The sequence below is a fragment of the Streptomyces mesophilus genome, from assembly GCF_040300965.1.
Taxonomy (GTDB): Bacteria; Actinomycetota; Actinomycetes; order Streptomycetales; family Streptomycetaceae; genus Streptomyces; species Streptomyces mesophilus_A.
Genome location: NZ_JBEPEW010000200.1, coordinates 1 through 11,790, shown reverse-complemented (window position 1 = coordinate 11,790; position 11,790 = coordinate 1). Strand labels below are relative to the sequence as shown.

Sequence of the window (11,790 nt, the reverse complement as noted above, 5' to 3'; positions counted from 1 at the left end):
CCAGAGCGCCGACCGGACCCGCCTGGACCAGCGCCATCACGAGCCCGGCCGCCGCGAGTGCCCAGCCGATGCCCCAACTGCCCATTGCGTGCCGGTCGTCGGCGAGCAGGGCGTACGTCCCCTCCATGGCGGCGAACGCGCAGGTGGCGAGGAAACCGCAGAGCAGCACCGGGCGGGTGGACGTCGCGGAGAGCGCGGCGAGCGGCGCGCCGGCCGGCCGCGGCGCCGCACCTGCGGGCTGCCGCCCGGGCAGCGCGACGGCTGCCCACAGCAGGTTGAGACCGGCCAACACCGTTGCCGCCCAGGCGAGTTCGTGGAAACCCAGCCCCGCACCGCCCGCGGCGCCCAGCGCCGGCCCCAGGACGAACGCGGCGGCGATCGCCGCCCCGAGGCGGCCCATCGCACGGGTGCGCTCCTCGGGCGGCACGCTGTCGGAGGTCATCGCGTAAGCGACCCCGATGCTGCCACCGCAGAAGCCGGCAAGGGCGCGGGCGGCGATCAGCGGCCACAGGCCGGTGGATATCGCGGTCAGGGCGAGCGCTGCGGTGGAACCCGCGAGGGCGAGCAGCAGGAGCCGGCGGCGCCCGTACCGGTCGGAGAGCCGGCCGAGCACCGGCGCGGCCACGCACTGCGCGAGCGAGTAGGCGGCCATCAGGACGCCCACGAGCGCTCCTTCGGCGCCGAGGCGGGCGGCGTGCAGGGGCAGGACGGGCAGCATGACGGTGAAGCCGAGCAGATCGGTGAACACCGTCAGGCACAGGAGTGCGTGGGGGGTGCGGCGCATCGGTTCAGATTCCGGCGTAGGAGTGCAGGCCCGGCAGGAAGACGTTGACGCCGACGAAGTTGAACAGGAAGCAGCCGTATCCGAGGAGGTTGACCCGGGCCGCGCGGCGGCCCTTCCAGCCCGCCGTGGAACGGGCGTGCAGATACGCGGCGTACACCACCCAGGTGATGAACGCCCAGGTCTCCTTGGGGTCCCAGCCCCAGTACCGGCCCCAGGCGCTCTCGGCCCAGATGGCCCCCGCGACGATCGCGAAGCTCCACAGCGGGAAGACGAACGCCGCCGTGCGATGCGCGAGCCGGTCGAGCGCGGCGGGGCCGGGCACATGCCGCCACGCCGCCGGCTCCGGTCCGGCGTCCTGCGTACGAACGCGGAGGAGATAGAGCCCCGAAGCGATGGCGCCCAGGGTGAACGCGCCCGTGCACAGCACCGCGGCGGAGACATGGATGGCGAGCCAGTACGACTGAAGCGCCGGCACCAGCATGTCGACCTCGGCGTACAGGACGGTGACCGCGAGGCCGAGTCCGAGCGAGGCGGGCAGCAGCACGAACAGGCCGAGGCTGCGGTCCCTGTGGCGGGCCAGCAGTGCGAGGTACGTGCCGATCACGGCGAGGACGCCGGCGCTCGCGAACTCGTACATATTGGCCAACGGCACCCGCTGTGCGGCGAATCCGCGCACGCCCACGCCGGTGAGGTGCAGCGCGAAGCCGAGCAGGGTGAGGGCGACCCCGATGCGTCCGCTGAGGTCGCTGCGCGGGGAGCCGGGGCGCGGGTGCGCGCTTCCTGTTACGGAGCCGGTCCCGCTTACGGAGCCGGTCCCGCCCGGGCAGGGCGCGCCGGGCGCTCCTGCCGCGGCGGCTCCCGCCAAGGTGGGCACCCGGTCCCGGCGGACGCTCGCCGCGGCCGCTTCGCGACCGGTCCCGCTACGGGTCCCGAAGGCCCACTCGGCGCAGTGGGCGACCAGGGCGAGGACGTACACCACCAGTGCCGAGAAGGTCAGCGCGTAGCCGACCTGCGCCAGGCCGGTGCTCGTATCGCCTGTCATGGCTGTTCCTGCTTTCTGCTCTCGCTGCTCACCGAGCGTTGTTCTACGGGACGTAGAACAGAAGGTTGTTCTACGTCCCGTAGAGCGGACTGGCCGCACAGTAGCAGGGTTCCGGAGGCTCGTTCTACGACGGGTAGAGTGAGCCGCGGCAGACGGCGGCCGGGAACCGGAAGGGGTACGGATGCGGCGCTCGGGCGAACTGGAACGCACGGTCATGGATGTGCTGTGGGGCGCGGGCAGGCCGTGCACGGCCAAGGACGTGCTGCGCGCCCTGCCGGACGAGGACCTCGCCTACACGACCGTGATCACCGTCCTCGAGCGGCTTGCGCGCAAGGGCACGGCACGGCGCGAACGCACCGGGCGCTCCTGGCAGTACACGCCCGCGGCCAGCCGGGAGTCCTATGTCAGCAGCCTGATGCGGGACATCCTCGGACAGGCCGGCGACCCGGAGGCCGTCCTGGTCCACTTCGCGCGCTCGATGTCGGAGCCAGAGGCGGCGGCGCTGCGACGGGCCCTGAACGACGGGTCACCGGGCCGAGAGGCAGGGCGCTCGGGAGATGACGGCGACTCGGACGCCCGCCCATGAGTCACATCCTGCACTTCGCGGCCGTCCTCCTGTGCTGCCTGGCCGTCGTACGGCCCTTGGCGCGCGCCCGCTGGACGCATGCGATGCCCCGTACGGCGCTCCTGCTCTGGCAGGCCGTCGGCGTCACCTTCGAGCTCTCCGCGCTCGGGCTGCTCACGGCGATGGTCTTCGCCCCAGAGAACCAGGGAACGCTGCCCGGGCTCGCCCGCCTGCTCGCCGGACCCGGCGCCGGCGCACTCGGCCCAACCGCCGTGGTCTTCACGGGACTTGCGGCGCTCTATCTGGCGACCCGCGGCGGCGCGCTCGCCGTCACGGTCCACCGCACCCGGGCGCGCCGCCGGCGCCACCGCCATCTGCTCGACCTCGTCGCCCGTACGGACAGCTCGCTGCCCGGCGTCCATGTCCTCGACCACCCGGCGCCCGCGGCCTACTGTCTGCCCGGCGCCGACGGCCGGATCGTGGTGACCACCGGCGCCCTCGCGCTCCTGGACCCCGCGCACCTGGCGACGGTGCTCGCCCATGAACGTGCCCATCTGCGCCACCGCCACGACCTGGTGCTGCTGCCGTTCGAGTCGTGGCGCCGCCTCCTGCCCGCCAACTCCCTTCTGGAGACGGCGATCGGGGCCGTACGCCTGCTCCTGGAAATGAGCGCCGATGACACCTGCCGACGCCGACTGCCGGGCACCGACCTCGCGGCGGCCCTGACGCACTTCGCGGCGGCGCCCGCCACGTTCCCCACGCCGGCCGGCGGGTTCGGAGTCGCGGACGAAGCGGTGGCCACACGGACGGCCCGGCTCAGTGCGGCGCGGCGGCCGAGGCCCTTCACGGCGTCGGTCAGTGCCGCCGCACTCGCGGTCGGCGGCACGCTCGTGTCGACCCCGCTGAGTCTGTTCGTGCTTCCGTTCTAGGGCGCTCGGCCGTTCCGGAGTGCTCGGCTGCCTGCGCCGCGGTCATGGCGTCGGTGCCGTCACTCGATCTCGCGCATCATCTTCTCCATCGAGGCGACCGAGATCCGGGCCTGGGTGAGCTCCTCGACGGTGCGGCGCTGTATCTCCACGTTGTCCTCGAGCAGTTGCTGGTACTTCAGCGCCATCTGCTTGTAGTGCTCCTCGCGGGCGGCCAGCATGCGGGCCCGCCAGGTCGCGGCGATCTGCCACACGATCACGATCAGAAAGAGGAAGACGCCACCGGCCCCGACCACTCCCGCCCAGTCCTCACCGTTCATTTCGCCTGCTCCTTCACTGCCGTCTTCTTCCCCTGCTCGGTGAGCGTCTGCGCGGCCGCCGCCACGACCTCGGGGGTCAGGGCGTACGAGAACGGGGTCAGCTCGTAGAACTTCATCGCCTTGCCGCTCGCCGACAGCTCCAGGGATCCGGTGATCAGTCCGGCCGCCTCGAGGCGCTGCAGATGCATATGCAGCAGCGGGCGGCCGATCCCGATGTCCCGGGCCAGGGCGCTGACGTAGTTGCGGCCGCCTGCGAGGGCCGCGACGATCCGCAGACGATGCGGATTGCCGAGCGCTGAGAGGATCTTCAGCAACTCGTCCCCTGTGGGGACCGGGCTGTGTGTCATGCCGATCCCTTCACTCGCATGCGGACTCTTCTACGTTCGCCGCCGCACCCGGCACCTGTCCAAGGAAGCTGACACATGTCGGGGAAGGTTGGGGGGTTCTCAGGGTTGTCTCAGGGTCGCCCCGGCGAGGTACTCCCGGTGGCGTATGCGCCGGGGCATTCACCCCCATACCGTGAGGGACGTGAAGACCATCGACCGCTGGGCGGCCCGGCTGCGGGCGCTGCCGCCGCTCGCCGTGGACCTCTCCGTGGTGGCCGTGGTCGCCCTGTTCACCGCGTCCGACGCGGCGGTCAACGACCCCGGATACCGGCAGGCGGACTGGTTCACCTGGCTGCTGCTCGCCGTCTCTCTCGGGGCGCTGGTGTGGCGGCGCAGATGGCCGGTGCCGGTCGTCGCCGTCACCGGTGCGGCCTGCGCGGGCTGGGCGCTGTACGGGCACATCGGGGAGCTCCTGAACCTCCCCGTGATCGTCGCCCTGTACACGGTGGCCGTCCTCGGCAGCCGGCGGCGCACCCTGTGGACCGGTCTGGTGGCCTCTGTCGTCTCCGGCGCGGTCGCCCTGCGGGTCGGTCATGACGTGGTGAACCCGCAGGGACTGCCGCTCCTGGAGATGATCTGGCCGCTCGTACCGCTGCTGCTCGGTGAAGTGGTCCGTACGAGACGGCAGTTGATGGTCGAGTACGCGGCCAGGGCGGCGCGTGCGGAGGAGGACCGCGAGCTGGAGGCGGCGCGCCGGGTGCGCGAGGAGCGGGTGCGCATCGCCCGCGAGCTGCACGACATCGTCGCCCACACCGTGACCGCGATGACCGTCCAGGCAGGGGTCGCCCTCGACGCGCTGGACGCCAGGCCGGAGATCTCGCGGCGGGCGATGCGGCAGGTGCGCGAGTCGGGCAAGGAGGCCGTACGGGAACTGACGGCCACGGTGAGCGTGCTGCGGTCGCAGGACGGTGAGCCCCGTGAGCCGGCGCCTGGTCTGGCCCGGCTTGCGGAGCTGGTCGAGAGGTTCCGGGGGAGCGGAGCGGAGATCGCGCTGCGGCAGGAGCAGGAGCAGGAGCAGGGGCCGGAGCAGGAGCAGGGCCAGGGCCAGGGGCAGGAGCACGAACGGGAACAAGGGCAGGTACAGGGCGTGGCAGGGGCAGCCGTGTCGCCGATGGCCGAGCTGGCCGCGTACCGGATCGTGCAGGAGTCCCTGACCAATGTGGTCAAGCACGCGGGCGCCCGGCACGCGGCGGTGTCGGTGCGTGTCGAGGGCGAACGGATGGTCGTGGAGGTCGTGGACGACGGTGTGTCCGCGCCGCCCGGTGCTTTCCCGGAGGGTGGCATCGGTACGGCGGCGGGTTCCGATGCCGGTGGTGGTTTCGGTCTGATCGGCATGCGGGAGCGGGCGGTTGCCGCGGGCGGCACCATCGAGTACGGGCCCGTCGCCGGCGGCGGGTTCAGGGTCCGGGCCGAACTGCCGGTCGGCCCCCGGGTGCCGGCCGGGAGGAGAGAGTGATGACCGGCCGGGAGGAGAGAGTCATGACCGTGCGTGTGGTGCTCGCGGACGACCAGACCGTCGTCCGCGCGGGCTTCCGCGCCCTGCTCGATCTGACCGATGACCTGGTGGTGGTCGCCGAGGCGGCGGACGGGATCAAAGCGGTGGAGGCCGTGCGCACCACCCGTCCCGACGTCGTGCTCATGGACATCCGCATGCCCGGCATCGACGGCATCGAGGCCACCCGCCGTATCGCGGCCGACCGCACCCTGGACGGCGTCCGCGTGATCATGCTGACCACCTATCAGATCGACTCCTACGTCTTCGAGGCGCTGCGGCACGGCGCCGCGGGCTTCCTGCTCAAGGACATCGAGCCGGACGACCTGCGCGAGGCGATCCGCACGGTGGCCGCCGGAGGGAGCCTGCTCGCGCCCGCCGTCACACGCTCCGTCGTCGAGGAGTTCGCCCGGCTCAAGGCCCCCGAAGCGCAGGGAGCCGAGCTGCTCGCCCCGCTCACCGACCGTGAACGCGAGGTGATGGCCCTGGTCGCGGCCGGGCTCGGCAACGAGGAGATCGGCAAGGAGCTGATCATGAGTCCGCTGACCGCGAAGACACACGTCAGCCGTGCCATGACCAAACTCGGGGCGCGCGACCGTGCCCAGCTGGTGGTCATCGCGTACGAGACGGGGCTGGTGAGGGCGGGCGAGCGATAGGGGTGGAGTGGGCTACTCCCGAGGGAGTAGCGGCCGACTCCCGGTGATGGATGTCCGGATTCGCCCCGCTCCGTAGCGTCGGGAGCATGATCGAGGCAACGGAACTCACCAAACGCTACGGCGACAAGACGGCCGTCGACCGGCTGTCCTTCACGGTCCGGCCCGGCAAGGTGACCGGCTTCCTCGGGCCGAACGGCGCCGGGAAGTCCACCACGATGCGGCTGATCCTCGGGCTCGACGCCCCGAGCGGCGGCCGGGTCACCGTCGGCGGCAAGCGCTACGGCGAACTCGCCGCCCCCTTGCGGACCGTCGGCTCGCTGCTCGACGCGAAGGGTGTGCACGGCGGGCGGACCGCGTATCAGCACCTGGCGGGGCTTGCGGCGAGCAACGGGCTGCCGCGCCGCCGGGTCGACGAAGTCCTGGAGATGGTCGGCCTGCCGCCCGCGACGGCCCGTAAACGCACCAAGGGTTTCTCGCTCGGTATGGGCCAACGGCTCGGTATCGCTGCCGCGTTGATCGGCGACCCTCAGGTGCTGATCCTCGACGAGCCGGTCAACGGCCTGGACACCGAGGGCATCCGCTGGATCCGGGACCTGATGAAGTCCCTTGCCGCGGACGGCCGTACGGTCCTTCTCTCCTCGCACCTGATGAGCGAGATGGAGCTGACGGCGGACCATCTGATCGTGATCGGCCGGGGCAGGCTGCTCGCGGACACCACGGTACGCGCGTTCATCGAGACCAACTCCCGTGCCCATACGCTCGTGCGCACCCCCGAGCCGGAGAAGCTGCGCGTCCTGCTCGAAGCCAAGGGCGCCCGCGTACGGATGGACCCACGGGGTGACTGGCGGGTCGACGGTCCCGACGCCCGGGCCATCGGCGACCTGGCGCATGAGCACGGCCTCGCGATCCACCAACTCACCTCCACCCACTCCTCGTTGGAGGAGGTGTACACGGCCCTGTCCCAGGACTCCGCCGAGTACCGCACCACCGGGCAGTCCGAGGAGGCCTTGCGATGACCACCTCCGCACTCACCGGAGCACGGGCCGGCTTCCGGCAGGCACTGGCATACGAGTGGATCAAGTTCCGCAGTGTCCGCTCGACGGTCTGGACGACGGCCCTCACTGCTGTACTTCCGGTCTTCGGCGCCGTGTTCGTGGCCCTGACCGGAAGTCTCCAGCCCGACGACACAGTCCTCGGCGGCAGCCTCACCATGTCCGTCACCGCGCAGATGCTGGCCGCGGTGGTGGGGGCGCTGGTGATCAGCGGCGAGTACAGCAGCGGCACGATCCGCACCACGTTCGCCGCGAACCCGCGCCGCGGCACGGTGCTCGCCGCCAAGGGCACGCTGGTCGCGGGACTGATGTCCGTGCTCGCTCTCGTCTCCTGCACGCTCGCCTACCTCGTGGGCGACGCCCTGCTCGAGGACGGAAAGTACGCCCAGGGCGAGCCGCTGCCCGCGCTGTTCGGCATCGCGGCCTCGTTCGCCGTGGCCTCGCTGCTCGGACTCGCGGTCGGCACGCTCGTACGCCACTCGGCGGGCGCCGTCACCACGGTGATCGGCCTGCTGCTCCTGCCCTCCCTCTTCGGGCCGCTGTTCGGCGACGCCCAGCGCTGGGTCGCGGGACTGTCGCCGACGGCGGCCCTGGAGAAGCTGATGCAGACCTCGGACGCGTCGGCGCAAGCGGTCGGCAGCCTGGGCGCCTGGCCGTCACTGCTCCTCGTCGCCGGTTACACGGCGGTCCTCGTACTCGCCGCCGCGGGAGTGCTGCGCCGGCGCGATGTGTGAGCGGGCGTCCCCTCCCGCCGCGGCGCCCAGGGGACCTCGGGGACTGCGGGGACCTCGGCGGCGAGCGTGGCATCTCCGAGCCGCTCAACCGGTGGCCGCAAGCACCGTCGTACGGCCGCCGAGCGCGCGCGAGAACTGGTCGGTGACCTGTTCAAGTGCCTCCCGAGGTGCCTGTTCCACCACGACCGCGCCGTCCGGCCGCAGTTCGATGTGCCGGTCGAGGACGAACCAGCCGGGTGTGATGTGGGCGGGGCCCATGGAGGCCAGGACCGGGCGCAGGGCGTAGTCGATGGCGAGGACGTGCGAGGTGGTGCCGCCGGTGGCGAGCGGCAGCACGGTCTTGTCCTTGAGGGCGTACTGCGGGAGCAGGTCGAGGAGGGACTTCAGCAGGCCGGAGTAGGCGGCCTTGTAGACGGGGGTGCCGATCACCACGCCGTCGGCCCGCCCGAACAGGGCCGTGGCCTCGACGATCGCCGGGTGTGCGAAGTCGGCGTGCAGCAGGGCCTCGGGCGGGAGGGTGCGCACGTCCAGGGGGATCACCTCGTGTCCCTGCGAGGCGAGCCGTTCGTCCAGGTGGCGAAGGAGCCTGGCGGTACGGGAGGTGGCGGAGGGGCTTCCGGAGACGGACAGGATGGTGGCCATGACAGGACCTTTCTCGGTGGGTCAGCGCGCCAGGGGAGTGGCGGCGGGAGCGGGAGCGTGGAGCACCGGGCCCCACGGGAACGGCGGGTCGGGGATGTCGCGCCGCAGCACCGGGGCGACCTCGGACTGGAAGAGGGCGAGCGAGTCGTGGTGCTGCGTCCGGGTCAACCCGCCGGCGTCCGCGTGCAGATGCAGCACCGTGTGCCCGAACTGCTCGTGGTAGCGGTGCACTTTGTCGATGACCTGCTCGGGACTGCCGACTAGTGCCGAGCTCCGCTCGACGAAATCCTCGAGGGTGGCGAAGACCGGCTCCGGGCCCAGGCTCTTCTGGAGCGCGAGGTTCCCCTCGAACACGGGGCGGTACGCGGCCACCGCCTCCTGCGACGTACGCGCCACGTACACGCCCGCGGTCCCCGCGCCGACCGTGATCCCGGCCGGGTCGTGGCCGTGGTGCCGCCAGCGCTCGCGGTAGTGGCGGATCAACTCCGCGTACGGCTCGATGGGGTGGGTGACGTTCGCCGAGAACAAGGGATCCCCGTAGCGGGCGGCGAGCTCCACGGACTCCTTGCTCGTCGCGCTGCCGTGCCAGACGCGGACCGGACGCTGCAGCGGCCGGGGCCACACCTCGGCGTCCTTCAGGCCGGGCCGGAAGCGCGTCACGGCGCTCACCTTGTCCTCGCGCCAGATGCGCCGGAACACCTCGTAGCTCTCCGCGTTGCGGGCCCACTGGTCCTCGGGCGTCACCTGGAACAGCTCGCGCTGGGCCGCCCCGTTGCCCTTTCCGATGATCAACTCGAGGCGGCCGCCGGACAGATGGTCCAAGGTGGCGTAGTCCTCGTAGGCGCGCACCGGGTCGAGCAGGCTCAGCGTGGTGACCGCCGTGAACAGCCGGATCCGCGAGGTGAGTGCGGCGATATGGCTGAGGACGACCGGGGGAGCGGAGGACAGGAACGGCCACTCGTGCCGCTCCCCGACCCCGAAGCCGTCGAAGCCCAACTCCTCGGCCAGCACGGCATTGTCGAGGACTTCACGGAAGCGCTCGGTCGTGGACCGCACCGCCCCCGTCGCCGGGTGCGGTGTGTGCACGATCAGGGTGATGGCCAGGAACTTCATGACGCGGCCCCTTCCTCGCGTACGGATCCGGGGCGGGCCAGGCCCAGATGGTCGCGCAGGGTGGTGCCCGCGTAGTCGGCGCGGAACACGCCGCGCTCCTGGAGCAGCGGTACGACCCGGTCGACGAACTCGTCCAGACCGCCCGGCGTCAGGTGCGGCACCAGGATGAAGCCGTCGGCGGCCTCGGCCTGTACGTGGGCGTCGATGGCCGCGGCCACGGACTCCGCGGTGCCGACGAAGGACTGCCGGGCGGTCTGCTCGATCGCCAACTCCCGTATGGACAGGTGCTTCTCCTCGGCATGGGCCCGCCAGCGCGCCGCGATGCCGAAGCGGTCGCCCGCCTGGGCCCAGCCCTGGACCAGCTCGCTGTCCGGCACCGGGTCGACGCCGGGCAGCGGACCGTCCGGGTCGTATCCGGACAGATCGCGGCCCCAGACGTTCTCCAGGAACGCGAGCGCGGTCGCCGGGCTCACCTGCTGACGGCGGATCAGCGCAGCGCGCTCCTGCGCCTCGGCGTCCGTGTAACCGAGCACGAACGTGGCCGCAGGCAGGATCAACAGATCCTCGGGCCGGCGTCCGTAGCGGGCCAGGCGCCGTTTGACGTCGGTGTGGAACGCGCGGCCCGCCTCGAGACTCCCGTGGCGGCTGAAGACGACGTCGGCGCTGCGGGCGGCGAACTCGCGTCCCTCGTCGGAGTCCCCGGCCTGGATCAGGACAGGGTGCTGCTGCGGCGAGTGCGGCAGGGCGGGGCGCGCCGCGAGGTCGAACTGCGGGCCGCTGTGCCGCACGGTGCGCGGGGAGCGGCCGGGCGGCCACGCGTCCCACAGGGCACGGGCCACCTCGACGAACTCCTCGGCACGGCGATACCGGTCGGCGCGGTCCAGATAGCCGCCGCGCCGGAAGTTCTCGCCGGTGAAGGCATCCGAGGTGGTGACCACGTTCCATGCCGCGCGCCCGCCCGAGAGGTGGTCCAACGAGGAGAAACGGCGGGCGAGTTCGTACGGTTCGTTGAAGGTGGCGTTCACGGTGGCGGCCAGGCCCAGGCGCTCGGTCACCGCGGCCACCGCGTTCAGGACGGTCAGGGAGTCGGGGCGGCCGACGACGTCCAGGTCGTGGATCAGCCCCTTGCGTTCCCGCAGCCGCAGCCCCTCGGCCAGGAACAGGAAGTCGAACCTGCCGCGCTCCGCCGTGCGCGCGAGATGCCGGAACGAGGAGAAGTCGATCTGGCTGCCCGAGTCGGGATCCGTCCACACGGTGGTGTTGTTGACGCCGGGGAAGTGCGCGGCGAGATGAACCTGCCTCGGCTGAGCGGTGGTCCGGTCGGGGCGATGAACCTGCCTGCTCGGCGCGGTCGTTCGTTCGGTGGTCATCGGACGGCCTCCGCATAGCGGCTCGCCGGCCGGGTCAGGCCGAGGTGGTCGCGCAGGGTGTGCCCGGTGTAGCCGGCCCGGAACAGCCCGGCTTCGCGCAGCCGGGGGACGAGGCCGTGCACCAGGAGCGGCAGTTCGGTCACGACGGCGGTGGGCACGAGATGGAAGCCGTCCAAGCCACTCGCGGTGTGCCACTCGGCGAGCAGCGGGGCGAGCGCCGTGGCGGCGCCGGTGAAGCGCGGCCCGACGGCCGGCTCGGCGGCCGCCAGGCCCCCGGCGCAGAGGTCGACGGTGACGCGCAGGAGCACCCGTATCCCCTGGGGATCGCGCCCTGCCTCGGCCACCCGTTCCAGGAGCGCCTCCCGCGCGAGCCGGGCGGCGCCGATGTCGGCCGCCTCCAGGAGGACCACGTCGGCGTGCCGCGCCGCCAACTCCCTTCGCCCGTACGGATCGTGCACGGCGAGCGCGACGACGACGGGCGGGCGGCCCTGGGGCGGGCGGGGGACGATGGACGGTCCGCGTACGGAGAAGTGCGGGCCTTCGAAGTCGACGTAGTGCAGCCGGGCGCGGTCCACGAAGCGCCCGGTGGCGGCGTCCCGTATCTCCGCGTCGTCCTCCCAGCTGTCCCACAGCCGGGCGGCGACCTGCATGAACTCCCGTGCGCGGTGGTATCGGGCCGCGTGCTCGGGCTGCTTGTCCAGGTTGTAG

General features: G+C 72.0%; 14 protein-coding genes. 6 read left to right on the top strand and 8 right to left on the bottom strand.

Annotated elements, in window-relative coordinates; genetic code table 11:
- Both ABT367_RS37865 and ccsB read right to left on the bottom strand, forming a co-directional pair.
- On the bottom strand, positions 1–784 hold a 784-nt coding region (locus ABT367_RS37865; protein ID WP_352258082.1), incomplete at its 3' end, for an MFS transporter.
- 4 nt (positions 785–788) lie between these two features.
- Complete coding sequence (gene ccsB, locus ABT367_RS37860; protein ID WP_352258081.1) at positions 789–1,826, bottom strand: c-type cytochrome biogenesis protein CcsB; 1,038 nt, start codon at positions 1,824–1,826, stop codon at positions 789–791.
- Between the two features lie 181 nt (positions 1,827–2,007).
- Between ccsB and ABT367_RS37855 the strand changes: the two genes are divergently transcribed.
- Together ABT367_RS37855 and ABT367_RS37850 are read left to right on the top strand one after the other, a co-directional pair.
- Complete coding sequence (locus tag ABT367_RS37855; protein WP_352258079.1) at positions 2,008–2,412, top strand: BlaI/MecI/CopY family transcriptional regulator; 405 nt, start codon at positions 2,008–2,010, stop codon at positions 2,410–2,412.
- Entirely contained in the window at positions 2,409–3,320 is a 912-nt protein-coding gene (locus ABT367_RS37850) for a M56 family metallopeptidase (RefSeq protein WP_352258077.1), read from the top strand. Before ABT367_RS37855 ends, ABT367_RS37850 begins: the two co-directional genes overlap by 4 nt.
- A 59-nt stretch (positions 3,321–3,379) precedes the next feature.
- On the opposite strand, the gene ABT367_RS37845 is transcribed toward ABT367_RS37850, so the two are convergent.
- Both ABT367_RS37845 and ABT367_RS37840 read right to left on the bottom strand, forming a co-directional pair.
- The gene (locus tag ABT367_RS37845) at positions 3,380–3,637 is read right to left on the bottom strand and encodes a hypothetical protein (RefSeq protein ID WP_352258075.1); all 258 of its coding nucleotides are present in this window, start codon (positions 3,635–3,637) and stop codon (positions 3,380–3,382) included.
- On the bottom strand, positions 3,634–3,984 hold the full coding sequence (locus ABT367_RS37840; protein WP_352258073.1) for an ArsR/SmtB family transcription factor: 351 nt from the start codon (positions 3,982–3,984) through the stop codon (positions 3,634–3,636). Before ABT367_RS37840 ends, ABT367_RS37845 begins: the two co-directional genes overlap by 4 nt.
- 181 nt (positions 3,985–4,165) lie before the next feature.
- On the opposite strand from ABT367_RS37840, the gene ABT367_RS37835 reads away from it, so the two are divergent.
- From ABT367_RS37835 to ABT367_RS37820, 4 genes are all read left to right on the top strand, one after another.
- Entirely contained in the window at positions 4,166–5,479 is a 1,314-nt protein-coding gene (locus ABT367_RS37835) for a sensor histidine kinase (protein ID WP_352258071.1), read from the top strand.
- A 23-nt stretch (positions 5,480–5,502) separates the two neighbouring features.
- Positions 5,503–6,171: a response regulator transcription factor gene (locus ABT367_RS37830; RefSeq protein ID WP_352258069.1), complete on the top strand. Its 669-nt coding sequence runs from the start codon at positions 5,503–5,505 to the stop codon at positions 6,169–6,171.
- Between the two features lie 86 nt (positions 6,172–6,257).
- A complete protein-coding gene (locus ABT367_RS37825) occupies positions 6,258–7,187 on the top strand; it encodes an ATP-binding cassette domain-containing protein (protein ID WP_352258067.1) in 930 nt (309 codons plus the stop codon).
- Positions 7,184–7,957, top strand: coding sequence for an ABC transporter permease subunit (locus tag ABT367_RS37820; RefSeq protein WP_352258065.1), 774 nt, complete (start codon positions 7,184–7,186; stop codon positions 7,955–7,957). The genes ABT367_RS37825 and ABT367_RS37820 overlap by 4 nt, the downstream gene beginning before the upstream one ends.
- An 84-nt stretch (positions 7,958–8,041) precedes the next feature.
- Here the strand turns inward: ABT367_RS37820 and ssuE are convergent, their stop codons facing one another.
- The 4 genes from ssuE to ABT367_RS37800 form a co-directional block, all read right to left on the bottom strand.
- A complete protein-coding gene (ssuE, locus tag ABT367_RS37815) occupies positions 8,042–8,599 on the bottom strand; it encodes an NADPH-dependent FMN reductase (RefSeq protein WP_352258063.1) in 558 nt (185 codons plus the stop codon).
- A gap of 21 nt (positions 8,600–8,620) precedes the next feature.
- The gene (locus ABT367_RS37810; protein WP_352258061.1) at positions 8,621–9,712 is read right to left on the bottom strand and encodes an LLM class flavin-dependent oxidoreductase; all 1,092 of its coding nucleotides are present in this window, start codon (positions 9,710–9,712) and stop codon (positions 8,621–8,623) included.
- The gene (locus tag ABT367_RS37805) at positions 9,709–11,082 is read right to left on the bottom strand and encodes an NtaA/DmoA family FMN-dependent monooxygenase (RefSeq protein WP_352258059.1); all 1,374 of its coding nucleotides are present in this window, start codon (positions 11,080–11,082) and stop codon (positions 9,709–9,711) included. Before ABT367_RS37805 ends, ABT367_RS37810 begins: the two co-directional genes overlap by 4 nt.
- Positions 11,079–11,790, bottom strand: a 712-nt coding sequence (locus ABT367_RS37800; protein ID WP_352258058.1) for an LLM class flavin-dependent oxidoreductase, incomplete at its 5' end; no start/stop codon positions are given. The genes ABT367_RS37800 and ABT367_RS37805, both read right to left, overlap by 4 nt.

Coding starts and splice junctions, on each gene's coding strand:
- ABT367_RS37855 (WP_352258079.1), top strand. CDS start 2,008: ATGCGGCGCTCGGGCGAACTGGAACGCACGGTCATGGATGTGCTGTGG.
- ABT367_RS37820 (WP_352258065.1), top strand. CDS start 7,184: ATGACCACCTCCGCACTCACCGGAGCACGGGCCGGCTTCCGGCAGGCA.
- ssuE (WP_352258063.1), bottom strand. CDS start 8,599: ATGGCCACCATCCTGTCCGTCTCCGGAAGCCCCTCCGCCACCTCCCGT.
- ABT367_RS37810 (WP_352258061.1), bottom strand. CDS start 9,712: ATGAAGTTCCTGGCCATCACCCTGATCGTGCACACACCGCACCCGGCG.
- ABT367_RS37825 (WP_352258067.1), top strand. CDS start 6,258: ATGATCGAGGCAACGGAACTCACCAAACGCTACGGCGACAAGACGGCC.
- ABT367_RS37845 (WP_352258075.1), bottom strand. CDS start 3,637: ATGAACGGTGAGGACTGGGCGGGAGTGGTCGGGGCCGGTGGCGTCTTC.
- ABT367_RS37850 (WP_352258077.1), top strand. CDS start 2,409: ATGAGTCACATCCTGCACTTCGCGGCCGTCCTCCTGTGCTGCCTGGCC.
- ABT367_RS37830 (WP_352258069.1), top strand. CDS start 5,503: ATGACCGTGCGTGTGGTGCTCGCGGACGACCAGACCGTCGTCCGCGCG.
- ABT367_RS37805 (WP_352258059.1), bottom strand. CDS start 11,082: ATGACCACCGAACGAACGACCGCGCCGAGCAGGCAGGTTCATCGCCCC.
- ccsB (WP_352258081.1), bottom strand. CDS start 1,826: ATGACAGGCGATACGAGCACCGGCCTGGCGCAGGTCGGCTACGCGCTG.
- ABT367_RS37840 (WP_352258073.1), bottom strand. CDS start 3,984: ATGACACACAGCCCGGTCCCCACAGGGGACGAGTTGCTGAAGATCCTC.